This window comes from Deltaproteobacteria bacterium (assembly GCA_026712905.1).
Taxonomy (GTDB): domain Bacteria; phylum Desulfobacterota; class Binatia; order UBA9968; family JAJDTQ01; genus JAJDTQ01.
Map to the genome: position 1 here is coordinate 58,420 of JAPOPM010000145.1, position 23,132 is coordinate 81,551.

The 23,132-nt window shown below is 67.2% G+C and carries 24 protein-coding genes and 1 tRNA gene; 22 read left to right on the top strand and 3 right to left on the bottom strand.

Annotation, left to right across the window (positions count from 1 at the left end; all coding sequences use genetic code 11):
* Positions 1-8: 8 nt before the first annotated feature.
* The 10 genes from OXF11_11550 to purM are packed head-to-tail and all read left to right on the top strand — an operon-like array spanning position 9 to position 10,640.
* Positions 9-740, top strand: a complete 732-nt coding sequence (locus tag OXF11_11550; protein MCY4487730.1) for a pyridoxine 5'-phosphate synthase — start codon at positions 9-11, stop codon at positions 738-740.
* Positions 741-743: 3 nt separating this feature from the next.
* A complete protein-coding gene (locus OXF11_11555; protein MCY4487731.1) occupies positions 744-2,312 on the top strand; it encodes an NAD(P)H-hydrate dehydratase in 1,569 nt (522 codons plus the stop codon).
* On the top strand, positions 2,309-2,839 hold the full coding sequence (tsaE, locus tag OXF11_11560; GenBank protein ID MCY4487732.1) for a tRNA (adenosine(37)-N6)-threonylcarbamoyltransferase complex ATPase subunit type 1 TsaE: 531 nt from the start codon (positions 2,309-2,311) through the stop codon (positions 2,837-2,839). The genes OXF11_11555 and tsaE overlap by 4 nt, the downstream gene beginning before the upstream one ends.
* A 17-nt stretch (positions 2,840-2,856) precedes the next feature.
* Positions 2,857-4,080, top strand: a complete 1,224-nt coding sequence (locus OXF11_11565; protein MCY4487733.1) for an aspartate kinase — start codon at positions 2,857-2,859, stop codon at positions 4,078-4,080.
* A gap of 3 nt (positions 4,081-4,083) precedes the next feature.
* Positions 4,084-5,715, top strand: a complete 1,632-nt coding sequence (gene cimA, locus OXF11_11570; protein MCY4487734.1) for a citramalate synthase — start codon at positions 4,084-4,086, stop codon at positions 5,713-5,715.
* A 49-nt stretch (positions 5,716-5,764) separates the two neighbouring features.
* Positions 5,765-6,478: a serine O-acetyltransferase gene (gene cysE / locus OXF11_11575; GenBank protein ID MCY4487735.1), complete on the top strand. Its 714-nt coding sequence runs from the start codon at positions 5,765-5,767 to the stop codon at positions 6,476-6,478.
* Between the two features lie 9 nt (positions 6,479-6,487).
* Complete coding sequence (gene mnmA / locus OXF11_11580) at positions 6,488-7,612, top strand: tRNA 2-thiouridine(34) synthase MnmA (GenBank protein MCY4487736.1); 1,125 nt, start codon at positions 6,488-6,490, stop codon at positions 7,610-7,612.
* On the top strand, positions 7,603-8,907 hold the full coding sequence (mtaB, locus tag OXF11_11585) for a tRNA (N(6)-L-threonylcarbamoyladenosine(37)-C(2))-methylthiotransferase MtaB (GenBank protein MCY4487737.1): 1,305 nt from the start codon (positions 7,603-7,605) through the stop codon (positions 8,905-8,907). The genes mnmA and mtaB overlap by 10 nt, the downstream gene beginning before the upstream one ends.
* A complete protein-coding gene (rnc, locus tag OXF11_11590; GenBank protein MCY4487738.1) occupies positions 8,901-9,599 on the top strand; it encodes a ribonuclease III in 699 nt (232 codons plus the stop codon). The genes mtaB and rnc overlap by 7 nt, the downstream gene beginning before the upstream one ends.
* Before the next feature lie 6 nt (positions 9,600-9,605).
* Entirely contained in the window at positions 9,606-10,640 is a 1,035-nt protein-coding gene (gene purM / locus OXF11_11595) for a phosphoribosylformylglycinamidine cyclo-ligase (GenBank protein ID MCY4487739.1), read from the top strand.
* Positions 10,641-10,689: 49 nt separating this feature from the next.
* Here the strand turns inward: purM and OXF11_11600 are convergent, their stop codons facing one another.
* A complete protein-coding gene (locus OXF11_11600) occupies positions 10,690-10,911 on the bottom strand; it encodes a hypothetical protein (GenBank protein MCY4487740.1) in 222 nt (73 codons plus the stop codon).
* 251 nt (positions 10,912-11,162) lie between these two features.
* On the opposite strand from OXF11_11600, the gene purN reads away from it, so the two are divergent.
* Positions 11,163-11,849: a phosphoribosylglycinamide formyltransferase gene (gene purN, locus OXF11_11605; protein ID MCY4487741.1), complete on the top strand. Its 687-nt coding sequence runs from the start codon at positions 11,163-11,165 to the stop codon at positions 11,847-11,849.
* 11 nt (positions 11,850-11,860) lie between these two features.
* The gene (locus tag OXF11_11610) at positions 11,861-13,006 is read left to right on the top strand and encodes an ATP-binding protein (protein ID MCY4487742.1); all 1,146 of its coding nucleotides are present in this window, start codon (positions 11,861-11,863) and stop codon (positions 13,004-13,006) included.
* Between the two features lie 24 nt (positions 13,007-13,030).
* Here OXF11_11610 and OXF11_11615 read toward each other — a convergent pair whose 3' ends face one another.
* A complete protein-coding gene (locus OXF11_11615; GenBank protein MCY4487743.1) occupies positions 13,031-13,660 on the bottom strand; it encodes a class I SAM-dependent methyltransferase in 630 nt (209 codons plus the stop codon).
* Between the two features lie 283 nt (positions 13,661-13,943).
* On the opposite strand from OXF11_11615, the gene OXF11_11620 reads away from it, so the two are divergent.
* The 7 genes from OXF11_11620 to OXF11_11650 all read left to right on the top strand — a co-directional run bounded on the left by OXF11_11620 (position 13,944) and on the right by OXF11_11650 (position 20,771).
* The gene (locus OXF11_11620) at positions 13,944-15,692 is read left to right on the top strand and encodes an ABC transporter ATP-binding protein (protein ID MCY4487744.1); all 1,749 of its coding nucleotides are present in this window, start codon (positions 13,944-13,946) and stop codon (positions 15,690-15,692) included.
* A 40-nt stretch (positions 15,693-15,732) separates the two neighbouring features.
* A complete protein-coding gene (locus OXF11_11625) occupies positions 15,733-17,757 on the top strand; it encodes an ABC transporter ATP-binding protein (protein MCY4487745.1) in 2,025 nt (674 codons plus the stop codon).
* Between the two features lie 23 nt (positions 17,758-17,780).
* Entirely contained in the window at positions 17,781-18,896 is a 1,116-nt protein-coding gene (locus OXF11_11630) for an aminopeptidase (GenBank protein ID MCY4487746.1), read from the top strand.
* Positions 18,893-19,225 (top strand): DUF983 domain-containing protein, encoded by a 333-nt coding sequence (locus tag OXF11_11635; protein MCY4487747.1) that lies wholly within the window; start codon positions 18,893-18,895, stop codon positions 19,223-19,225. The genes OXF11_11630 and OXF11_11635 overlap by 4 nt, the downstream gene beginning before the upstream one ends.
* 18 nt (positions 19,226-19,243) lie before the next feature.
* Positions 19,244-19,726, top strand: a complete 483-nt coding sequence (locus OXF11_11640) for a Mut7-C RNAse domain-containing protein (GenBank protein MCY4487748.1) — start codon at positions 19,244-19,246, stop codon at positions 19,724-19,726.
* Positions 19,727-19,757: 31 nt separating this feature from the next.
* Positions 19,758-19,833: transfer RNA gene (locus OXF11_11645), tRNA-Asn, on the top strand.
* Between the two features lie 173 nt (positions 19,834-20,006).
* A complete protein-coding gene (locus OXF11_11650; GenBank protein ID MCY4487749.1) occupies positions 20,007-20,771 on the top strand; it encodes a hypothetical protein in 765 nt (254 codons plus the stop codon).
* Positions 20,772-20,875: 104 nt separating this feature from the next.
* Here the strand turns inward: OXF11_11650 and OXF11_11655 are convergent, their stop codons facing one another.
* On the bottom strand, positions 20,876-21,307 hold the full coding sequence (locus OXF11_11655) for a GFA family protein (protein MCY4487750.1): 432 nt from the start codon (positions 21,305-21,307) through the stop codon (positions 20,876-20,878).
* 249 nt (positions 21,308-21,556) lie between these two features.
* On the opposite strand from OXF11_11655, the gene OXF11_11660 reads away from it, so the two are divergent.
* The 3 genes from OXF11_11660 to OXF11_11670 all read left to right on the top strand — a co-directional run bounded on the left by OXF11_11660 (position 21,557) and on the right by OXF11_11670 (position 23,123).
* Positions 21,557-21,931 carry a DUF2384 domain-containing protein gene (locus OXF11_11660; GenBank protein MCY4487751.1) on the top strand — a complete coding sequence of 125 codons (375 nt, stop codon included), beginning with the start codon at positions 21,557-21,559 and terminating at the stop codon, positions 21,929-21,931.
* Positions 21,928-22,641, top strand: coding sequence for an RES family NAD+ phosphorylase (locus tag OXF11_11665; GenBank protein MCY4487752.1), 714 nt, complete (start codon positions 21,928-21,930; stop codon positions 22,639-22,641). The genes OXF11_11660 and OXF11_11665 overlap by 4 nt, the downstream gene beginning before the upstream one ends.
* Positions 22,642-22,709: 68 nt before the next feature.
* Complete coding sequence (locus tag OXF11_11670) at positions 22,710-23,123, top strand: hypothetical protein (protein ID MCY4487753.1); 414 nt, start codon at positions 22,710-22,712, stop codon at positions 23,121-23,123.
* Positions 23,124-23,132: the final 9 nt, after the last annotated feature.

Sequence of the window (23,132 nt, forward strand, 5' to 3'; positions counted from 1 at the left end):
GGTCCGGCATGATTCGTCTCGGAGTCAACGTCGATCACGTGGCCACCGTGCGCCAGGCGCGGAGGATCGACATCCCGGACCCGGTGGAGGCGGCGCTGCTGGCCGAGCGGGGCGGCGCCGATCTGATCACCGTGCACCTGCGCGAGGACCGCCGGCACATCCAGGAGCACGACGTGGTCCGGCTGCGGGAGCGCTCGAGCGCGGGCCTCAACCTGGAGATGGCCGGCACCGGGGAGATGGTCCGGCACGCGCTCGCGTTGCGGCCCGACGACGCCTGCCTGGTGCCGGAACGGCGCGAGGAGCTGACCACCGAGGGTGGTCTCGACGTAGCCGCCCAGGCGGGCCAGTTGCGCGAGGTGGTGGCGCGCCTGCGCGGCGCCGGCATTCGAGTAAGTCTCTTCGTGGACCCCGATCCGCGGCAGCTCGAGGCCAGCCGGGACCTGGGCGCCGACGCCGTGGAACTGCACACGGGCACTTACTGCGACGCCGCTGCGGACCGGGTGGCGCGCGAGCTGGAGGCCCTGCGCCGCGCCGCGACGCTGGCCGCGGGTCTGGGCCTGGAGGTCCACGGCGGGCACGGCCTCAATACGGAGAACGTGGCGCCCATCGCCGCCATCGCGGGGATCGTGGAGCTCAACATCGGACACAGCATCGTCGCCCGGGCCATCATGGTGGGGATGGTCGAGGCGGTACGGGAGATGAAGGCCCTCATCGCGGGGGCGGAAACGGCGGGGGACTGACTCATGCACGTGGTGACCGCGGCGGAGATGCGCCGCATGGACGAGCTCACCATTCAGGCCCACGGCGTCCCCAGCCTGCGGCTCATGGAGCGTGCCGGGCAGGGCGTGGTGGACGTGATCCTCCAGCGCTGGTCGCAACTGGCCAAGCGCGGCGCGCTGGTGGTGGCGGGCAAGGGCAACAACGGCGGTGACGGGCTCGTGGTGGCGCGGCTGCTGCACGAGCGGGAGTTCCCGTGCGAGGTGGCATGCCTGGCGCGGGCCGACGAGCTGTCGCCGGACGCGGCCACCAATCTCCAGCGCTACCGCACCGCGGGCGGCCGGTTCACGGAGATTCCCGGCGGCGATCCGGACGCCCTGCGCGGGCGTATCGAGGACAAGGGGCTCTTGGTGGACGCGCTCCTGGGCACCGGCCTGCGCGCGCCGGTGGAGGGGTTCCTGGCCGACGTGGTGGAGCTCATGAACGCTTCCGGTCTGCCCATCGTCGCGGTGGACACCCCGTCGGGGCTGGATGCCGACAAGGGCGGCCCGCTGGGTGCGACGATACAGGCGGACATCACGGTGACCTTCGGCTATCCCAAGACCGGACAGGTGGTCTACCCCGGAGTCACCTACTGCGGCGATCTCGTGGTGGCCGACATCGGCCTGTGGGACAAGGCCGTGGCCGAGGTGGCCCCCTCGGCGGAGCTGCTGGACTCCGCGGACCTCGTGTGGCTGCTGCCGCGCCGGCTGGAAGACTCGCACAAGGGCAGCTACGGTCACCTGCTGGTGATGGCCGGCTCCCGCGGCAAGACCGGGGCGGCGGTGCTTTGCTGCCGCGGCGCCATGCGCGTGGGCACCGGGCTGGTGACGCTGGCGGCGCCCCGGGGCCTTAACGACATCCTGGCGGGCGCCCTGGTAGAGCCCATGACCGAGGCCCTGGGCGAGCCGGGCGCGGAACAGTGGCCGGCGCTGGGGGCGGCCGATTGGGACGGGCTGGCGGAGCGTGGGAACGCGGTCCTCTTCGGCCCGGGCGTGGGCGTCCACGACGGCGCGCGACGGACGCTGGAAACGCTGCTGGAGCATTGCACCCTGCCGTGGCTCATCGACGCCGACGGGCTCAACAACCTGGCGGCGGACATCGGCCGCCTGAAGGAGGCGCGCGTCCCCCCGGTGCTGACGCCGCATCCCGGCGAGATGGGCCGGCTCACCGGCATGGATGCATCGGCGGTCAACGCCGACCGCATCGGCATCGCCCGCGCCTTTGCCGCGGAGCACCGCTGCTACCTGGTGCTCAAGGGGGCGCGCACGGTCATGGCCACCCCCGAGGGCCGGGTCTCCATCAACCCCACGGGCAATGCCGGCATGGCCACCGGGGGCATGGGCGACGTCCTGGCGGGGATCATCGCCGGCTTTCTGGCGCAGGGACTGGCCCCTCGCGACGCGATGCGCTTGGGGGTGTATCTCCACGGACACGCCGGGGACCGGGTCGCGGATGATCGCGGCGGCGTGGGACTGATCGCTTCGGACCTCGTCGACGAGTTGCCGCGCACCATCAAGGAACTGATGCAGATCCGGGAACTGGTACAGGGATGACGGCCAACGCATATCGAATCACGACGGGCTCGCAAGAGGCCACCCGGGCCCTGGGGCGGACCCTCGGCGGCCTGCTCGGCGGCGGCGAGATCCTGGGGCTCACGGGCGATCTCGGCAGTGGCAAGACCTGCTTCGTCCACGGTCTTGCCGAGGGGCTCGCGGTGGGCCGGAACAGTTGGGTGCGGAGCCCCACCTTCACGCTCATCAACGAGTACGAGGGACGGGTGCCGCTGGTCCACGTGGACCTCTTCCGCGTGGCCCCAGGCGCGGAGATGGAAGACCTGCACCTGGAAGAATACTTCGCGTCCGGCAGCGTGTGCGTCATCGAGTGGTTCGAGCGCCTGGACGCCGTCGGCGTGGAGGAGTTCCTCGCCGTGGCCTTCCGCTACGTGGACGAGGACCGGCGGGAGCTGCGCTTCGCCGCGCACGGCACGCGGTACGAGGAATTGGTGGCCGCGCTGCGGCGAGGCGATCCCATCGGTCCCGGGCCCTTCGACAAGGCTCGGGACGGGCGTGGCGAGGCGTAGGCAAGCGGAGTCGAGTGATGGGATTGATCGTACAGAAATACGGCGGCACCTCCGTCGGCATGGTGGAACGCATCCGCAACGTCGCCAGGCGCGTGGCCGCCGCGCGCGCGGCGGGGAACGACGTGGTGGTGGTGGTGTCGGCCATGTCCGGCGAGACCAACCGTCTGCTGAACCTGGCCAACCAGGTTTCGGCGCACGTGGACGACCGGGAGATCGACGTGCTCCTGGCGTCGGGAGAGCAGGTGTCGTGCGCGCTCCTGGCGCTGGCGCTCAAGGACTTGGGACAACCGGCGCGCTCGTTTCTCGGGCACCAGGTGCGCATCGCCACCGACAACGTGTACGGCCGGGCGCGCATCAAGAGCATCGACGCCACCCGTGTGCTGGAGTCGCTTGAGCGCCGGGAGGTGGTGGTGGTGGCGGGCTTTCAGGGTGTGGACGAGGACGACAACATCACCACTCTGGGGCGCGGCGGCTCGGACACGAGCGCCGTGGCCATGGCCGCCGCCCTGAACGCCGCGGTGTGCGAGATCTACACGGACGTGGACGGCATCTACACGGCGGATCCCTTCGTGTGCGCGCGCGCACGGAAGCTGGATCGCATTACGTATGACGAAATGCTGGAAATGGCCAGCATGGGCGCCCGGGTGCTGCAGATCCGCTCGGTGGAGCTGGCGAAGAAGTTCGGCGTCCCGGTGCACCTGCGCTCGAGTTTCAACGACGTGGAGGGCACCTGGCTGGTCGAGGAGGAAGAACAGATGGATTCGGTTCTGGTTTCGGCAGTGACCTGCGACAACGACGAAGCCAAGATCACTATCCGCGGGGTGCCGGATCGCGCCGGCCTTGCGGCGCAGATCTTCGGCCCCATCGCGGACGCCAACATCGTCGTGGACATGATCATCCAGAACGCGAGCGAGGACGGCACCACCGACGTGACCTTCACGGTGCCCAGGAAGGACCATACCAAGGCCATGGAATTGATTGAAAAAACCGCGTCCTTGATCCAAGCTAAGGGGGTGGCCTCCGATACCCGCGTAGCCAAGGTGTCGGTGGTGGGCGTGGGGGTGAGAACGAACGCGGGCGTAGCCGCGAGGATGTTCAAGGCGCTGGCCGACCAGTCCATCAACATCGAGATGATCTCGACCTCCGAGATCAAGGTGTCGGTGGTGGTGAACGAGGAGGACAGCCACAGGGCCGTGGATACGCTGCACGCTTCGCTGATCGAAGGGCAGGTGAGGGCATGAGTAATGAGTAATTTGTTGCTGTACGATACCACCCTGCGCGACGGGTGCCAGAGCGAGGATGTCTCCTTCAGCCTGAAGGACAAGCTGCGCATCGCCGAGAGCCTGGTGGAGCTGGGCATCCACTACATCGAGGGCGGCTATCCCGGTTCCAACCCGCGCGACGCCGAGTTCTTCAAGGAGGTGTCGAAGCTGGACCTCAGGAAGACCCGGATCGCGTCCTTCGGCACCACCCGCCGGCCGTCGGTGAAACCCTCCCAGGACGCCAGCCTGAAGCTCTTGCTGGCGGCCAAGACCCCGGTGGTGACGCTGGTGGGCAAGACCTGGGACCTGCACGTGCGCGACGACCTGCGCATCAGCCAGAAGGCCAATCTGGAGGTGATCGCCGATTCCATCGCCTACATGAAGAAGCACGTCGACGAGGTGATGTTCGACGCCGAGCACTTCTTCGACGGCTACCGCAACAATCCGAAGTTCGCGCTGGAGTGCCTCAAGGCGGCCGAGGAGGGCGGCGCCGACTGGATCGTGCTGTGCGACACCAACGGCGGCGGCCTGCCCGCCGACATCGGCGCGGCGGTGGCGCGGGCCAAGGAGGAGTTGAAGACGCCGCTGGGGGTCCATTGCCACAACGACGGCGAGCTGGCGGTGGCCAACACCATGACGGCGGTGGAGAACGGCGTGCGCCAGATCCAGGGCACCATCAACGGCTTCGGCGAGCGCTGCGGCAACCTGAACCTGTGCTCGGTGCTGCCCAACCTCCAGTTGAAACAGGGCCACAAGATCGTGCGGACGTCGCAGTTGCGGCGGCTGCGGGAGATCTCGCACCTGCTGTACGAACTGGCCAACGTGGTGCCCAACAAGCGCCAGCCCTACGTGGGCGACAGCGCGTTCGCGCACAAGGGCGGCCTCCACGTCTCGGGCATCATCAAGAACCGCGAGACCTACGAGCACATCGAGCCGGAGTTGGTGGGGAGCCGCCAGCGTGTCCTGGTGTCCGACCTGTCGGGCCGGAGCAACATCGTCTACAAGGCGCGGGAATACGACATCGACCTGAACGGCCAGGACACGGCCGTGCACCAGATCCTCAACCGCATCAAGGAGCTGGAGAGCCAGGGCTACGAGTTCGAGGCCGCGGAGGCTTCCTTCGAGCTGTTGATCCAGGAGGCCTTGGGCAAGAAGAAGCGCAACTTCCGCCTCGACGGATTCCGGGTCATCGACGAAAAGCGGGTGGAAAACGAGGCACCGCTGTCCGAGGCCACGGTCAAGGTGGAGGTGAACGGCGTGATGGAGCACGCCGCCGCCCTGGGCAGCGGTCCGGTGCACGCGCTGGACCAGGCCCTGCGCAAGGCCCTCACCGGCTTCTATCCGTCCCTGGAGGAAGTGGAGCTGCTGGACTACAAAGTCCGGGTGCTGTCGTCGGGGGAGGGCACCAGCGCCGCCGTCCGGGTGCTCATCGAGTCGGGTGACGGCCACGGCCAGTGGGGCACGGTGGGCGTTTCCCACAACGTCATCGAGGCGAGCTGGCAGGCGCTGGTCGACAGCATCGACTACAAGCTCTACAAGGACCGAAAGAAGAGGGGCCCCGCGGGCAAGGGCCGCGCCGGGAAGGCCCATTCCGCGGCATCGCCCGCGTCCTGAACGGAAGGATCCGCGGCCGTTCCGCCCGGATCTTCCACGGGAGCCGCCGATGTGGAGTCTTCTGAAAGAGGACGTGCGCGTCGCCTTCGAGCGCGACCCCGCGGCGCGGAACCTGGGCGAGGTTCTGCTCAGCTATCCCGGCGTGCACGCGCTGCTTTGCCATCGCGTCGCCCACCGGCTGTGGCACGGCGGCTGGAGGAATCTCGGGCGCTTCCTGAGCCACCTGAGCCGTTTCTTCACCGGCATCGAGATCCATCCGGGCGCCACCGTCGGGCATCGGTTCTTCATCGATCACGGCATGGGAGTGGTCATCGGCGAGACCGCCGAGATCGGCGACGATGTGACGTTGTACCAGGGCGTGACCTTGGGCGGCATCAGCCTGCGCAAGGAGAAGCGCCACCCCACGGTACGGGACTGCGTCATCATCGGCGCCGGCGCCACCGTGCTGGGCCCGGTGGTGGTGGGGCGGAACAGCAAGATCGGTTCGGGCTCGGTGGTGGTGAAGGACGTGCCGCCCAACTCCACGGTGGTGGGCGTGCCCGGGAAGGTGGTGGAAGGCGACGGCGTGCACCGGGATCCGGTCGAACACCAGATCGCCCTGGACCACGACCGCTTGCCCGACCCTACGGCCAAGTCCTTGGGCCAGTTGGCCGACCACATCCACAAGCTGGAGGCGCGGGTGAACGAGCTGGATGCCAAGCAGGGTGGGCTGGAGGAGCGGCAGCGGGAAGAGGACAAAGAGGTCCGCCGATACAAGAACTGAGAGAGCAATGTGACGGCAGCAACGGACAAGAAGGTGGCGGTGGCCATGAGCGGGGGTGTGGACAGTTCGGTGGCGGCCGCTCTGCTGCTGGAGCAGGGGTACGACGTGGTGGGGGTGTCGTTGCGCCTGTGGGAGGGGCGGAACCTGGGGCCGCGCAACTGCTCCGACCATCGAGGCGCGGAAGAGGTGGCCTCCCTGCTGGGGATTCCCCACACGGTGCTGGACCAGCGCGGCGACTTTCGCGAGGCCGTGGTGAAGCCCTTCGCCCGGAGCTACCTGGAAGGCGCCACGCCCAATCCCTGCGTCGCCTGCAACCGCGAGTTCAAGATCGAGCGGCTGCTGGCGTGGGCGCAGCCCCGCGGCATTGAGCGCGTGGCCACGGGCCACTACGCCCGCGTCGCCCACGGCCGCGGCCAGGCGGGGCTGATGCGCGGCGCGGACCGGAACAAGGACCAGTCGTACTTTCTCTTCGCCCTTTCGCCCAGCCAGCTCGAACGCATCGTGTTCCCGTTGGGGGGACTTCACAAGGATGCCGTGCGCGCCAAGGCGCGTGAGCTGGGGTTGCCGGTGGCCGAGCGCCCCGAGAGCCAGGACATCTGCCTCGGGGACCACCGGACGGTGGTGGCGTCCATGGCCGGTGCCGGACAACTCGGCGCGGGGGAGATCGTGGACAGCAGCGGCCGCGTGCTCGGCCGTCACGACGGCATTCATCGCTATACCGTGGGCCAGAGAAGGGGCCTCGGCATCGCGGCCACGCGGCCGTTGTACGTGTTGCGCATCGACGCGGACGCAAGGCGGGTGGTGGTGGGTGCGCGCGAAGAGTTGGGTACGGGGGTCTTCAGCGCGAGCCGCCTCAACTGGATCGCGCCGCCCCCGGAAGGGGAGACGGACGCGGAGGTGCAGATTCGCTACCGTTCGCAGCCGGCGCCCTGCACGCTGCGGCCGTTGGACGATGATACGGTGGAGGTGCGCCCAACCGACCCGATTCCTTCCGTCAGCCCCGGCCAGGCCGCGGTGTTTTATCGCGGCGACGAGGTGCTCGGCGGCGGCTGGATCGACAGGGCGGCCGGCCATGCGGAGGTCGAAGCGCCGCGGGATGACCGCGGCCCTGTCGTGGAGAACCGATGCGCGTAGCCATCAAGACGCTCGGTTGCAAGATCAACCAGTACGACAGCGCCGTGATCCAGGAGCGGCTGGCGCGGGAGTCCTGCGCGTTCGTTCCGTTCGAAGAACAGGCCGACGTGTACGTCGTGAACACCTGCACGGTCACGGACCGCGCCGACTGGGAGGCGCGCCAGCTCGTGCGCAAGGCCAAGCGGCACAACCCGGCGGCGCGGGTGGTGGTCACCGGGTGCTACGCGCAGGTGAGTCCCGAAGAGGTGTCCCGCGTTCCGGGCGTGGACCGCGTGGTGGGCCTCAACCGCATGGACGAGCTGGCGCGCTACGTCACCGAAGCCGCAGCCGGCGCCGGCCCCGCCGTCTCCGTCGGGAATCCCCGCGACGAGCGCGGCGTCGGCGTCCTGGGTGCCCGGCGTTTCCTGGGCCGCACCCGGGCGTTCCTCAAGGTGCAGGAAGGATGCAACTTCGCGTGCAGCTACTGCATCATCCCCACGGCCCGCGGGCGCGGCCGCAGCGTCCCGCCGGAGCGCGTGCTGGAACAGGTGCGCGGTCTGGCGGACGCCGGTTTCTCGGAGATCGTGCTCACGGGAATCCATCTCGGCGGATACGGCCACGATCTGGCGCCGCGGGTCTCGCTGAGCGAGTTGGTGCGGCGCATTGCCGGCAGTGGGTTGATCTCCCGGCTGCGCCTGAGTTCGCTGGACCCGCGGGAGGTCACGGACGACCTGTTGTCGGTGATGGCGGATTCGGATGTGGTCTGCCCGCACCTGCACGTGTGCGTGCAGGCGGGGGACGACGGCATCCTCAAGCGCATGCGGCGCAACTACGACACCGCCTACTTCGCCCGGTTGATGGCGCGGGCGCGCGGCAAGCTGCCGCGGGCCGCCCTGGGCACGGACGTCATCGTGGGTTTCCCGGGAGAGGGCGAAGGTGTCTTCGCCGCGTCGCTGGACTTCCTGGCCGGGCTGCCGCTGACCTACTTCCACGTGTTTCCCTATTCGTCCCGCCGCGGTACCGCCGCGGCCGGCATGCCGGACCAGGTGCCCCCCGCCGAGAAGAAGGAACGCTCGCGCCGGGCGCGGGAGCTGGGCGCGCGCAAGAAGCAGGAGTTCTACCGCGGCCAGGTGGGGAGCCATGTGTCGGTGCTGGCGGAAGAGCCGGTGGCCGGCGAGCCGGGATGGCTCAAGGGCTACAGCCGCAACTACCTGCCGGTGCTGTTTCCCGGCGGTCCCGACCTGGTGCACCGTGAGGTCCCCGTCACGCTCCAGGAGTGGTCGCAAGGCCGGCTCCGGGGAGAGGCTCGATGCTGACCGAGGACCACACGGATCTGGCCCGTTTCCAGAACGCCCTCGGCTACTGTTTCCGAGACCCCTTGCTGCTCAACCGCTGCCTGACCCACGTCTCCTGCGGCGGCGGCATGGAAGCCCACAACGAGACCCTGGAGTTCCTGGGTGACGCCGTCCTGGGGTTGGTCATCAGCGACATGCTCATGCAACGGTTCCCGCAGAAGAGCGAGGGCGACCTGTCGCGCATGCGCGCGTCGCTGGTGAACCGGAAGGTGCTGGCGGAAAAGGCGCGCGCCATCGACGTCGGCCCCAGGCTGCGGATGGGGAAAGGCGAGGAGCGCACCGGTGGCCGGCGCAAGGAGTCGATCCTGTCGGCCTCGCTGGAGGCATTGCTGGGCGGCATCTACCGGGAGGCCGGCTACGACGCCGTGAAGCCGGTGGTGGAGCGGCACTTCGCGGCCGACCTGGACCACACCGGCCTGGGTCTCGACGACTACAAGACCCGTCTCCAGGAACTCAGCCAGCGGCTCTACCGCGTCCCGCCCACCTACCTGCTGGTGCGCGAGACCGGCCCGAGCCACGACAAGTGCTTCGAGACGGAGATCCGCGTGGGCGGCCACCTGGTGGGCCAGGGAGAGGGCCGCAGCAAGAAGCAGTCGGAGCAGGAAGCGGCGCGCCGGGCGCTGGAGATGCTGCAGCAAGGGCAGCAGCAGTAGGTGGTGGTGGCGAAGCTCACCTACAAGGACGCCGGCGTCGACATCGAGGGAGCGGGCCGGCTGGTGCGTTCCATCGCGTCGATGGCCCGCAAGACCGCGCGGCCCGGGATCATGGGCGGCATCGGCGGGTTCGGCGGGCTCTTCGATCTTTCACGCGTGCGCGCCCGGCACCCGGTCCTGGTCTCCTCCACCGACGGGGTGGGCACCAAGCTCAGGATCGCCTTCATGGCCGACCGCCACGACACCGTGGGCATCGATCTCGTGGCCATGGTCGTGAACGACATTCTCCCCCAGGCCGCCGAGCCGCTGTTCTTCCTCGATTATTTCGCCACCGGCAAGCTCAGGCCAGCCACCTTCCGGGCGGTGGTGGGCGGCGTGGCGGAAGGCTGCCGCCAGGCCGGATGCGCGCTGCTGGGCGGCGAGACCGCGGAGATGCCGTCCTTCTACGCGGACGGCGAGTACGACCTGGCGGGTTTCAGCGTCGGCGTCGTGGAGAAGGACCGCATACCCGACCCGCGCGCGGTGCGCGCCGGCGACGTGATCATCGGCCTGCCGTCCAGCGGGCTCCACAGCAACGGGTATTCGCTGGCGCGCAAGGTCCTGCTGGATACGGCGGGGCTCAAGTTGAAGTCGAGGGTGGCGGACCTGGGGAAATCCCTGGCGGACGAGTTGCTGACGCCGACCCGGATCTACGCATCGCTCATCCGCGCACTCGGCGCCCGGCACCGCGTCAAGGGTATCGCGCACATCACGGGCGGCGGTTTGGTGGAGAACTTGCCGCGCGTCCTGCCGGTCGGCATGCGCGCGTGGCTTCGACGCGGAAGCTGGCCCGTGCCTCCGGTCCTCGATCTCATCGCACGGCTGGGCCACGTGGAGCAGGCCGAGATGGACCGCACCTTCAACAACGGCATCGGCATGGCCCTGGTGGTGGGGGCCGAAGACGCCCCCGGCGTGGAACGCGCGCTGCGCCGCCGCCGCGAGCCCTACGCCGTCATCGGCGAGATCCGCAAGGGACGCCGCGGCGTCTCCTTCATGAGGTAGGGTGCGACGGGTTCCGGCCCGGACGCGCCGGGGTCGGTTGGGATACCCCTCACTGGCCTTTGGCGGGCGAGTCGGGCTTGCCGCAGGTTTGCTCGAAGTAATCCCGGAACTTTTCATCCTTCAGCTTGGCCTCTAGGTCAGGCCTTTTCCTGGTCTCCTGGCACCACTCCTTGCCCTGGATGCTGTACCAGATCGCGGCGGCGGTACCTACCGCCACCGGCGCACAACCTGGGGTAAGGGCCATGGTCAGGATCAAGGCGAATCCGGTCATCCTCACGCTTCACCTCCATAAGCCGTTGGTGACTTGATCAGCAGCGTTCCCATACGCGACTCTCGTGGTGGGGCGCAGCGGTTCGAGTGTAGCATGTCAAGCTTAGGGCCTCCATGTGTTAGATATCATCATCACGATGACGTCCGGTTCATGCCTGTATCGGCGCTGGAGCAGCCTCGGGACTCTTCAACTCCGATACAGCATTTCCCGGCCGGGCGGTCCGTCGAGTTTACAGACAAGCGAGCACCAACATGAAGCACAACGTCCCCGTCGGCGTGCTGCTCTCAGGCGGCGGCACCAATCTCCAGGCCATCATCGATGCCATCGAACAAGACGGCCTGGATGCCGAGATCCGCACGGTGGTCAGCAACCGGGAAAGCGCCTACGGGCTCATCCGCGCCCGCAACCATCGCATCCCCACCACGGTCATCGACCATCGCGGCCACCCGTCCCGGGATGCCTACGACCAGGTGGTGGTGGAGCATCTCAAGAGTCAGGGCGTGGAGCTCGTGGTCCTGGCCGGATTCATGCGTCTGCTGTCGCCGTACTTCGTGCAGAGCTTTCCCAACCGCATCATGAACATCCACCCCGCCCTGTCTCCCGCCTTCGGCGGTCTCCACGGCCAGCGCCAGGCCATCGAGTACGGCGTCCGCTTCGCCGGCTGCACCGTCCACTTCGTCAGCGAAGGCTGCGACGAAGGCCCCATCATCATCCAGGCCGTGGTCCCCGTCCTTCCCGACGACACCGAGGAAACCCTCGCCCAGCGTATCCTGGCGCAGGAGCACCGCATCTATCCGCGCGCCATCCAGCTCTACAGCGAAGGCCGGCTCGTCATCGAGGGCCGGAAGGTGAGGGTGACGGGAGAGGACGGAGATGCCGGTGGAGGGAGTGCGCTGGTGAACCCACGCATCCTTGAAAATCTATCGCCGCCGCGGTAATTTTCAAGGAAATGCCCTTCATTGAACGACGTGCCATCGAGTCCCAGGTCACGGGAGCCTTGGGACGCAGCCGTGGCGTGGTACTCCTGGGCCCGCGTCAGTCGGGCAAGACGACGGTCGCACGCCGCATCGCCAGCCGCCAGGACGCAGAGTATTTCGATCTTGAGGACCCCACCGATGTGGCCCGGTTGGCGACGCCCAAGCTGGTGCTGGAGCGTCTGCGGGGGCTCGTTGTCCTGGACGAGATTCAGTTGCGCGTGGATCTTCTTCCTCTGCTGCGCGTCCTCCTGGACCGGCAACCGCTTCCGGCCAGGTTTCTGCTCCTGGGCAGCGCAGCGCCGGAAATCGTACGCGGCGCTTCGGAGACGCTCGCCGGCAGGGTCGAGCTGGTCTCCATGGCGGGGTTTCGCATGGCCGAGGGCGGTTCCGCGAGCCGGGACCGACTGTGGCTTCGCGGCGGGCTTCCGCCGTCGTTCCTGGCGGATTCGGATGAGGACAGCTTCGCTTGGCGAGACAGCTTTGTGCAAACCTTTGTCGAGCGGGACCTCCGCCGGTGGGGTTTCGAGATGGCGCCCGCCGCCATGCGCCGTTTCCTGACCATGACGGCCCATCTGCACGGGCAGCGCTGGAACGCTTCCGCGGTCGGTTCTTCGCTGGCGATATCGCAGAATGCGGTGCGCCGGCATCTCGATCTGCTCACCGGCGCCTATCTGATCCGCCAATTGCATCCCTGGTTCGAGAACGTAGGCAAGCGCCTGGTGAAAACACCGAAGGTCTATGTTCGGGACAGCGGCGTGCTGCATGCCTTGCTGGGTCTGGAGCGGCAACGCGATGTGGAGTCCCATCCCGGGCACGGGGCTTCGTGGGAGGGTCTCTGTGTCGAGGAGATCGCCGCGGTCCACGGTGAGCGGCGCTGCTGGTTCTGGGCCACCCATGGCGGAGCGGAACTCGACGTGTTGGTGCTCGACGGCGGCCGGCGCATCGGCTACGAATGCAAATTGACGGACAGCCCGAGAATGACGAAGTCGATGCACGTGGTGCTGGCCGATCTCAAGCTCGACCACCTGTTCATCGTTTATCCAGGGGAGCAGCGGTTCCCGCTCGCGGAGCGCGTGACCGCAATCGGATTGGCCGATATCGGGCGGGATCCAGCCTGATCGGGGGGCAGGCGCGGGGTCTCTCTATTCCTTCTCGTTCGTCCCCACCACCACCGTGTACAGCGAGAAGCGCGAGAACCGGTAGGCCTTGCACCCGGTGAAGCCGGTGTCCTCGAGGAACGGCTTGAGCTTGAGGTGGGTGCTCCAGCCGAGCCGGCGGGTGATGGGGTCGAGGGACTTGGTGATGGGACCCCAGAAGCGGGATTCGGTGGTGAAGTGGTTGACGATGCAGATGGTGCCGCCGGGCCGGCAGACGCGGCGCATCTCGGCCATCATCCGGATCGGATCGGGCACCACCGTGACCACGTGGAACGCCGTCACGTAGTCGAAGGCGTTGTCGGGGAAATCAAGGTTCAAGGCGTCCATCTCCTTGACTTCGAGATGGCGCCAGCCGTTCTTGGCGATCTTCTCGCGGGCTTGGGCGAGCATGAGGGGGGCTTGGTCGACGCCGACCACGTGGCAGCCACGCGGGTAGGCGGGGAACGAGGCGCCGGTTCCGACGCCCACCTCCAGGATCTCGGCCCCCTTGGGTATGTTCAGGTCCTCTATGACCGTCCGTTCGCGCGCGTAGAAGAACCTCGCGAACGTCTTGTCGTAGAGCGGGGCCAGATCCGAGTACAGGCGGCTCTGGTGTGGGGATTCAAGCTCAGCCATGTGCGGGTCCTGCTCGTGCCCCCGAAGCCGCCGCTTTCGGGCGGTGACGGCCTCTTGGGTGCAACTGACGATAACTGCGATTTCAAAGGAAAAACCAAATTACCAACGAAACTGGAATATCAATTCACGGTGGAATTGTCAAGATTAAGCCTTCCCGGGTGGCCGGGAACGCGATTGGTAATCCGTTGGCGCGTTGGCTAAATTAAATCGAGCGCCTTTGCGGCGGCCCACCTCCCGCAAGACGTCCAACTACCCGAATTCTCAGGGGGGCCGTTTCTTCCACATGGCCGGCATCGGACGGTTGATCGACTATCTGTGGCGCTACTGGCGCCGTTACCTGGCGGGCGGGGTGTGCCTCATCGGCACCACCAGCCTGCTCATGGTGGTGCCGTGGTGGGTGCGTGGGGCCATCGACGTCATCGAGCGCGGCGATCCCGACTCCGAGCTGGGCGGCTATGTGCTGCTGATCGCCCTGGCCGCGGCGGGCGGCGGGCTCCTGCGCGGCGTTGCCCGCTCCATCATTTTCAACGCCGGCCGGAACGTCGAGTACGACCTGCGGAACGACCTCTTCGCGCACCTGGAGAAGCTTCCCCTCGGTTATTACCAGGCCCAGAAGACCGGCGACCTCATGTCGCGGGCGGTCAACGACATCAACGCCGTGCGCATGCTCCTGGGCCCCGGCTTCCTCAACCTGGTGAACACGCCGCTCTACCTGGTCTACGCGGCGGTGTTCATGTTCGCCATGAACTGGCAGTTGACGCTGGCGGTGGGCGCGTGCCTGACGCTCCTGGCGGTCGTGTTCAAGCAGTTCCGCGGGCGTATCCGGCGGGCGTCGCTGCGGGTCCAGCGGCAGATGTCGCGCATGAGCGCCCACGTGCAGGAGAACCTGAGCGGCATGCACGTGGTCAAGGCGTACGTGCAGGCGGAGCCCCAGACCGGCAGCTTCGCCGTTATGAACGACGAGTACCAAATGCGCAGCCTCGACCTCGCCCGCTGCCGCGGCATGATCAACCCCGTGATGGTGGCGCTGCACGGCCTCACCGTGCTGGTGGTGCTGTGGTACGGCGGCTGGCTCATCATGCGCGAGCAGAGCGGCGTGGCCGACCTGGTGGCGTTCATCCTTTACCTGAACGTGCTCGCGTGGCCCATGGCGGCCTTCGGCTGGATGCTCTCGCTGCTCGAGCGCGGGCGCGCCGCCATGGACCGGCTTGAGGAGATCTTCGAGGTGGAGCCGGCCATCGCCGACCCCGAGCATCCGGTGCCCTTGCGCGACAAGGAACGGGGCATCGAGTTCGATCGCGTGTCGTTCGGCTACAACGGCGGCGCCGACGGCGACGCGGTGCTCAAGGACATCAGCTTCGAGGTGCCGCCGGGCCGCAAGGTCGCCATCGTCGGACGCACCGGCGCGGGCAAGAGCACGTTGACGCACCTGATCCCGCGCCTCCACGACGTCTCCTCCGGCACCATCCGCATGGGCGGGGTGGACCTCCGCGCGCTGTCACTGGAAGAGCTGCGCGGTGCCATCGGCTACGCGCCGCAGGACCCCTTCCTCTTCTCCACCTCCATCCAGGACAACCTCAAGTTCGGCGACGCGGATGCCAGCGAGCAGCAGGTGCGCCGCGTCCTGGACGTGGCCGATCTGGAGAGCGAGGTGGAGGTCTTCCCGGACGGCCTCGACACCCGGGTGGGAGAGCGGGGCATCACTCTCTCCGGCGGCCAGAAGCAGCGGGCGACCCTGGCCCGGGCCATCCTGGCGAATCCCGATTACCTGATCCTGGACGACTGCCTGTCGAGCGTGGACGCGCACACCGAGCAGCGCATCCTCGACAGCTTCGAGAGCGTGCTCAAGGGCAAGACCTGCATCATCATCTCGCACCGCATGGCGGTCATCAGGCAAGCCGACGAGATCCTGGTGCTGGACGAGGGCCGCATCGTCGAGCGCGGCGACCACGAATCGCTGCTGCGCGCCGACGGCCTGTACGCGCAGATGTACCGGCGCCAGCAGATGTCGGCCGAGCTGGAGGAGTTGTAGGGACATGCGCGCGGGTGGAGGGTCAAGGAGCAGCGCGGCCGTGAACGCGCCGGAAGAACAGAGCATCTCCGGCAAGGCCTACGACCTGGCGCTGGCCTTGCGTCTGTGGCGCTTCGTGCGCCCGCACCGCAGACTCTTCTTCCTGTCGCTGCTGCTCCTGCCGGTGCACCAGGGCTTCAACTTGGCCCAGCCGCTGCTGCTCAAGATCGGCATCGACGCCGTCAGCGCGGGCGACGGCCTCACGCTCATGACCACCGGCCTCTTGTTCGCCGGGGCGCTGGCGGCGGAGGCCGGGACCTTCTTCTTCCAGTACTACCTGTCCATGAAGGTGGCGCAGCGGTGCCTCGCCGACCTGCGCGTCGAGCTCTTCTCCCACGTGCAGCGCCTGCCCATGAGCTACTTCGACCGCAACCCGGTGGGCCGGCTCATGACGCGCATGACCACGGACGTGGAGGTGCTGCAGGAGATGTTCGCCGCCGGCGCCATGAACCTGGTGGCCGACCTGGTCCTCATCGCGGTCATCGTCGCCATCATGATGTCGCTGCACGTGGGGATGGCGCTCGTGTCGCTGGCGCTGATCCCGTTCCTGCTGATCGGCATCAACGTCTTCCGCCTCAAGGCGCGGCAGACCTACCGCCTCATCCGCACGCGTATCGCCCGGGTCAACGCCTACCTGGGCGAGGCGATCCCGGGCATGGCCGTGATCCAGCTCTTCAACCGGCAGGAGCGGAGCTTCGAGGAGTTCGACGACCTCAACCGCTCCCACCGCGACGCCATCAAGCGCTCCAACGTCTACGAGGCGTCGCTGTTCTCCATGGTGGAGGCCGCGGGCTCCCTGAGCATCGCGCTGCTGTTGTGGTACGGCGGCGGCGAGGTGCTGCAGGGGGTCGTGGGCATCGGCACCTTCGTGGCCTTCAGCGAGTACATTCGCCGGCTGTTCGTGCCGCTGCGCGACTTCAGCAACAAGTACGCCGTGATCCAGGCGGCCATGACCGCCGCCGAACGCATCTTCGAGCTGCTCGACACGGCGCCGGAGCAGTCGGGACGGCGTACGGAAGCGGTTGCGGGCGACGGCGATGGCGCCACGCCAACGGCTGCCGCCGCGCCGGTTCGCGCCCTACAGGCACCACCTGACGCCGCGCCCGTCCCCGCCGCCGAGGCCAGCGGTGCGTCCGCCATTGCCGCCGCCGCATCCGGCACACGGATGGCGGACTCGCCCGCGACCGGCAACCCCGCGCCTGCCGCGCCCGCTACCCGGGCGACCCCGGAGCCGGCCGGGAACCATCCCGTCCACGCCGCGGTGGAATTCGACAACGTGTGGTTCAGCTACCGTCCCAACGACCCGGTGCTCAAGGGCGTGTCCTTCAGGATCGAGCCGGGCGAGCGGGTGGCGGTCATCGGCGCCACCGGCTCGGGCAAGACCACCACGATCAAGCTCATGAGCCGGTTCTACGACGTGGACAGCGGCGCGGTCCGGTTGGGCGGCCGGGACGTGCGCGAGTGGGAGCTGGACGACCTGCGGCGTCACATGGGAACCGTGCTGCAGGACGTCTTCCTGTTCTCGGGCGACATCCTCTCCAATCTCAAACTGGGCAACGAGTCGATCCCCGAGGAACGCATCCGCGCGGCCGTGCGCAGCGCCAACGCCGAGGGTTTCATCCGGCGCATGCCCGGCGGCCTGCGCGCCGCCGTGCGCGAGCGCGGCAACAACCTTTCGGCCGGCCAGCGCCAGCTCCTGGCGCTGGTGCGCATGTTCGTCCTCGATCCCGAGATCCTGGTGCTGGACGAGGCAACCTCCAGCGTCGACACCGAGACCGAGTTCCTGGTGCAGGGCGCCTTCGAGAAGATCATGGCCAACCGCACCTGCCTGGTCATCGCCCACCGCCTGTCCACCATACGCAACGCCGACCGCATCCTGGTCTTCCACCGCGGCGTCATCCGCGAGATGGGCTCCCACGCCGAGTTGATGGAGAAGGGCGGCGTGTACTACCGGCTGCACCAGTTGCAGTTTCAGGGGGAAGGGAGCGGAGGCGCGGAGGCGGGGGACATGGCGGCGGATCGCTGACCGCGACGGCCGGGAGTAGTGACATGGCGGCAACGTTCAAGCGATTCATCGGAGCCTGCATGCTGCTGTTCCTCGGCGGCTGTGCGCCGGGATACTACATCCGCGCGGCCTACGAAGAGGGACGCATCCTGTGGCGCCGGACGCCCATCACCACGGTGCTGGCCGAGGACGGAGTCACGCCGGACGTTCGGCGCAAGCTCGAGATGGTGCTGGAGTTGCGGGACTTCGCCGCGAACGAGCTTCAACTGAACGTCGGCGGCAGCTACGCTTCCTATTCCCAGGTCGACCGCCCGGTGCTGCTGCACGTGCTCTCCGCCGTGCCCAAGACCTCCTTCGAGCCCTACACCTGGTGGTTCCCGTTCGTCGGCCACATGCCCTACAAGGGCTTCTTCGACGGCGCGGACGCTCGCGAGGAAGCCGGCGCCCTGGCGGCCCAGGGACACGACACCCACATCCGACCGGCCGGCGCCTTCAGCACCCTGGGCTGGTTCGACGACCCGCTGCTCGGGCGCCTGCTCAAGCTCGACCGCGTGAGTCTGGCGGACGTCGTGCTGCACGAGCTGTTGCACAACACCCTGTTCGTGCCCGGCTCGGTGGCGTTCAACGAGAGCCTCGCCAACTTCGTCGGGAAACGCGGCGCCATCGAGTTTTTCACACGGCGCCTCGGCCCGGAGAGCCCCGAAGCCAGGTCCGCGCGCCGGGAGTGGCGGGAAGAGGTCGAGTTCTCGGGCGCCATGATGGAGCTGACACGGTGCCTGCGGGCGCTGTACGCCGAGCCGATACCCGACGCCGAGAAGCTGCGCCGCCGGGAACAGGTCTTCGCCGAAAGCAGGCGGCGGTGGGCTGACGCAGTGACCGGGACACCGAAGCACCGCTATGCCTCATTCAGCCGGGCCAGACTGAACAACGCCGTGATCCTGCAGAGTGTCCTCTATGTCACGGACCTGGCCCGGTTCGAGAAACTCTACCAGCAGGAAGGCAAGGACCTGCCCCGCGCCATCGAGGCGGTGCGCACCGCCGCTCGGGACGTCGAAGACCCGTTCGACACGCTGCCGGTACCGGCGTCCGCCGGTACCAACGGCAACGTCGCCGGCAGCGCCGCAACCCACCCATCCTACGAACCGTGCGAGGGGCCGTGAACAAGCTGTTCGCCATCATCCGCGAGCGCTGCCCCCGCTGCGCCGCCGGCCCCATATTCGCGGGCCTCTTCAAGATGTACCGTCGCTGCCCCGTCTGCGGCCTTGAGTTCGAGCGCGAGCAGGGTTACTTTGTCGGCGCCATGTACTTCAGCTACGCGCTGGCAATCGCCGCCGTCCTCCCCATCATCGTCGCCATGCTGCTCCTCGGCTTCACCGCCGCCTCCATCTACCTCGTCTCATGCCTGTTCCTGGTCGCGGTCTCTCCGTTCCTGTTCCGCTACTCGCGCGTGCTGTGGATCCACCTCGACCAGGTGATCGATCCGCGGTAGAGGGTGATAAGGACGACCATGCGTACGGAAGACGAGCTGAAATTCGCCGCCGACAAGATGCTCGGGCGGCTGGCCAAGTGGCTGCGCATCATCGGCCAGGACGTGATCCACGGCCAGCATCTGGCCGGCCAGGGGCTGGTGCGCGCGGCAACCCAGGAGCACAGGGTCATGCTGACCCGCGACCGCCGGATATCCCGGCGCAACCCGGACCGTGCCATTCTCATCCGGGACGATCACTTCCGGGCGCAGTTGAAGCAGGTGGTGGAGGACTGTGGTCTCGACCCGTTCGCGGGGATCCTGACCCGGTGCGTCGAGTGCAACCAGCCGCTCCAACCCATGCCCAAGGAGCAGGTCCGGGACACGGTGCCCCCCTACGTCTTCGAGACCCAGGACGTCTTCTCGGCGTGCCCGGCCTGCCGGAGGGTGTTCTGGCCCGCTACCCATCAACAGCAAATGATGGACGAACTCGAGGGCTTGGGATTCGTGCCGCCTGGAAATTGAGCAGGCCCTGTGTTACGTTTCAGCCATTCGTTCCCGGGTAGCTCAGTCGGTAGAGCAGGTGGCTGTTAACCACTTTGTCGGGGGTTCGAGTCCCTCCCCGGGAGCCATCTCCCACCGCCAACCGGGCTCCCCACACCGCGTGAAATGAGTGTCTGTTCTTGTTCGCTCGACCGGATGGCCCGGCGGTTCGGCAAGCGGGTTTTCTTGAGTTCCACGACAGGTCAAGGCTGGATTCGAGCCGGGCTCTCAAGTCCGAGACGCCGGCTGCGGGAGATGCGATATGGCGGAAACAACGGTTTTCGAACCCGGCGGCTATCGGTTCGTGCGCGGGCGGTTCCAGTACTCCGGGGGCGTCTCGGCGGAGCCGGGATTCGTCATCGAACGCGCGCGGTTCGCGCGACCCGTGCCGCTTGACGAGGGATTCCGCCGGATCGAGGCTTATCTGCACGGGCTCGGACGGCCGTCCACCGCGTTCTGCGCCTGCGAGCTGCGCTCGCCCGGTCAGTTCACGGAAGAGGGCTTCGTTGCCTTCAATCGGCTCTATGTGGGCACGCTCGAACGCTGGGGCATCTTCAAGGACGACGAGAATCCCGTCGCGCGCTCAAACGTATGTCCCGAGGTCGATCCGCCCGGGGAACCCAGCTTCCATGCGTTCTCGTACACCGTGCCGGCCGAACCGGGCCATGCGGCGGGAGTGAAGAGCTTCGTCATCGCTGGCTCCGGCGAAGCGCCCGAAGGACCGGGAGGGTATCGGGACCGGATCATCCGGCTCGGCGACACGTCGCCCGATGCCATGCGGGAGAAGGCGCAATTCGTCCTCGGAGCACTGGAGCTCCGGATGGCGGCGTTGGGCCTCACGTGGGCGGACGCCACCACGAGTCAGGTCTACGCGATACATGATTTCCATGGCCTGGTCGCTGACGAGATCGTCCGCCGGGGTGCCGCACCCGACGGCGTCACCTGGACCTACGCCCTGCCGCCGGTCGAAGGCTTGGCTTTCGAAATGGACGTCCGGAGCGTGCCGGTGGAGCGGGTCATCGCCTGAATCCAGGGCCCAATGGACCGGGCGTTTTTCCGGTTGAAGCAAGACCCCGAAGGGAAAACCCTTCGGGGTCTTGTCGTTTGTGCCGTCGTGAAACGGGTTTCTCTTCAGGACGGGTCGGGCCAAACGAAGTCCGGCCGCAGCCCTTCATGGACCGGGCGGCCGTCGTCCGGTCTCGGGACACCGGTGGCCGGATCGTAGAAGGCGTGATAGGTGGCCGGCATGCTGTCCGGGTCGAAGCCCATCAGGTTCGGCGCGATGGCGCGGATGCGCCCCACCTTGTCATCGAGCATGATGGGCGTGCCGCAGTCCGCGCAGGTGCACAGTTCCAGGGGACCATCCGGGTTCTGGTCGTTGAACGGCTGACGGTTCAGGCCGTCGAGGTTGTCCACGACGATGTCACCGTGAGCGAAAAACGCCACATGGGTCGTGGGTTGTCCCGTCACGCGCTTGCACACGGAGCAGTGACAGGTGTGGACGTCGATCGGATCGTTGTCCGAGCGCGTCTTGACGTGGTCGCACCCTCCAGAATAAGCCATGTTCTCCTCCTTTGTTTGAGCCCGACAGTATCGCCCACGAACCCTCCTCCTGGCCGTGGGCATGCCCATCGATTCGGGCGCATACTATCCCAGCCGGCGCTCCCGACGCAATGAAACAGTTGGGGTGGCGAGTCCCGCGGGATTGGCTTCGATGAGATCATATGATATCTCAGCTAACATCATATGATGTGATATGAGAGCTGGAGAATGGCGCGTCCACTTCGAGAAATTCCCCGAGAAGGACTCCTCATGCCCCTCGCGGACCGTGGCAAGGTCGCGGTCATCGTGAAGGCCGTGGTGCGCGCGGCCGATGCCTGGGGTTTGACCAATACCGAAGGCGCCGCGCTGTTCGACGTGCCCACGGCCACCTGGAGCCGCATGAAGGCCGGCAGCTACAGAGGCATCCTCGACCAGGACAAGTTGACGCGCGCGAGCCTGATCATCGGATTGTTCAACGGCCTCGCATCGCTCTTCAACGGACCGCTGGCCTATGGCTGGCCCAAGGCTCCCAACAGCGGGCCCGGTTTCGACGGCAAGCCCCCGCTCGAGGTCATGAGCGCCGGCGGCATCCCCGCCATGATGCGAGTCCGGCAACACATCGACGCGCTCAGGGGCGGAGCGTGATCCGCGCCGCGGACCTCCCGGTCCGTGAGGTCGTCGAGCCGGCCACCGTTCGGCTGGTCACGGCCGGCTACGTGGACAAGGCGGCCATGGCGCTGCTGGCCGACGACCCGTCCGAGCGCGCAGTTCTGGAAGAGATCGAGGGGCTCACGTCATCCCTGACGCCATCTTCATGGACGGTCCCCGCCGGCATCCAACCGGGAGAATTGCTGACGGAGGCCGACGGGTACGGCTGGAACCACGTAAACGCGGCGTTCTGCCACACGCGTCCAACGGGCAACCGGTTCAACGGCCTCGAACGCGGCGCGTGGTATGCGTCGTACGGGAACAACGCGACGGACACGGCCAAGGCCGAGGTCGCGTGGCACCTCACGCGGGAGCTCCGCGCCACCGGCATCTACGACAACACCACGACATACCGTGAGCTTCTGGCCGGCTTCGTGAGCCGTTTTCATGATCTCGGCGAGAGGACGGAGGAGGCCGTTTTCAGCGAGGACCCGATCGAGGCCTATCCCGTAGGGCAAGCGCTGGCCCGGGACATTCTGGAGAGCGGCGGCAACGGCGTCTTGTACCCGTCCGCGCGCTACGAGGGCGGGAGGTGTCTGGCGGCACTACGGCCCAATCTCGTGCAGAACGTCCGCGAAGGTGAGACTTGGGTGTTCAGGTGGGCGGGGTCGGCGGAGGTGGAAGTAACGAAGTTGGAGGTGCCGTGATGGCGGAAAATCGGCGTTCAGAGGGAGGATTCCGGACGAGTAGGGTGGGTGCGGGTGTGGAGGGAGCAATGCTGGCCGCTACCGTAGTCGTCGCTGTCCTCGCTGTCCTTTCGGGTCTCGTGCTCGGTTTCGCCGGGCAACAGGTCGCATCGCTCGCGGTGTTGTCTGTGGCCCTTGTGATCGGTGTCTGGACCTTGGCCAGACGCCGGGCCGCCTCGACGGCGGATACGGAAGGATTGGTCAAGGATAAGGAAAGATCGACCAAGGAGACTGGTGTCGCGATGGTCCGGGATGACGGAGTACCGGGGCATCCGGAAGGCCAGATTATAGAATTCGAAGGACAGAAACTCGGTGTCATTGACTTCGGTACAGACGTGAGCCGTGTATTGAGATGTCAAATGGACAAGAACATCCTTACGCGCGGGGAACCCTTTCGATCCGGGGGGATACTGGATACGGCTAGTGTACCGTCTCATAAATAGCTTTACAAC

Excerpts from the sequence above, each read along its gene's own strand:
- OXF11_11620 (MCY4487744.1), top strand. The coding sequence starts at position 13,944 with ATGGCCGGCATCGGACGGTTGATCGACTATCTGTGGCGCTACTGGCGC.
- OXF11_11550 (MCY4487730.1), top strand. The coding sequence starts at position 9 with ATGATTCGTCTCGGAGTCAACGTCGATCACGTGGCCACCGTGCGCCAG.
- tsaE (MCY4487732.1), top strand. The coding sequence starts at position 2,309 with ATGACGGCCAACGCATATCGAATCACGACGGGCTCGCAAGAGGCCACC.
- OXF11_11565 (MCY4487733.1), top strand. The coding sequence starts at position 2,857 with ATGGGATTGATCGTACAGAAATACGGCGGCACCTCCGTCGGCATGGTG.
- OXF11_11630 (MCY4487746.1), top strand. The coding sequence starts at position 17,781 with ATGGCGGCAACGTTCAAGCGATTCATCGGAGCCTGCATGCTGCTGTTC.
- cysE (MCY4487735.1), top strand. The coding sequence starts at position 5,765 with ATGTGGAGTCTTCTGAAAGAGGACGTGCGCGTCGCCTTCGAGCGCGAC.
- OXF11_11655 (MCY4487750.1), bottom strand. The coding sequence starts at position 21,307 with ATGGCTTATTCTGGAGGGTGCGACCACGTCAAGACGCGCTCGGACAAC.
- mtaB (MCY4487737.1), top strand. The coding sequence starts at position 7,603 with ATGCGCGTAGCCATCAAGACGCTCGGTTGCAAGATCAACCAGTACGAC.
- rnc (MCY4487738.1), top strand. The coding sequence starts at position 8,901 with ATGCTGACCGAGGACCACACGGATCTGGCCCGTTTCCAGAACGCCCTC.
- OXF11_11660 (MCY4487751.1), top strand. The coding sequence starts at position 21,557 with ATGCCCCTCGCGGACCGTGGCAAGGTCGCGGTCATCGTGAAGGCCGTG.
- OXF11_11615 (MCY4487743.1), bottom strand. The coding sequence starts at position 13,660 with ATGGCTGAGCTTGAATCCCCACACCAGAGCCGCCTGTACTCGGATCTG.
- OXF11_11610 (MCY4487742.1), top strand. The coding sequence starts at position 11,861 with ATGCCCTTCATTGAACGACGTGCCATCGAGTCCCAGGTCACGGGAGCC.
- cimA (MCY4487734.1), top strand. The coding sequence starts at position 4,084 with ATGAGTAATTTGTTGCTGTACGATACCACCCTGCGCGACGGGTGCCAG.
- OXF11_11600 (MCY4487740.1), bottom strand. The coding sequence starts at position 10,911 with ATGACCGGATTCGCCTTGATCCTGACCATGGCCCTTACCCCAGGTTGT.
- OXF11_11670 (MCY4487753.1), top strand. The coding sequence starts at position 22,710 with ATGCTGGCCGCTACCGTAGTCGTCGCTGTCCTCGCTGTCCTTTCGGGT.
- purN (MCY4487741.1), top strand. The coding sequence starts at position 11,163 with ATGAAGCACAACGTCCCCGTCGGCGTGCTGCTCTCAGGCGGCGGCACC.
- OXF11_11650 (MCY4487749.1), top strand. The coding sequence starts at position 20,007 with ATGGCGGAAACAACGGTTTTCGAACCCGGCGGCTATCGGTTCGTGCGC.
- OXF11_11640 (MCY4487748.1), top strand. The coding sequence starts at position 19,244 with ATGCGTACGGAAGACGAGCTGAAATTCGCCGCCGACAAGATGCTCGGG.
- OXF11_11555 (MCY4487731.1), top strand. The coding sequence starts at position 744 with ATGCACGTGGTGACCGCGGCGGAGATGCGCCGCATGGACGAGCTCACC.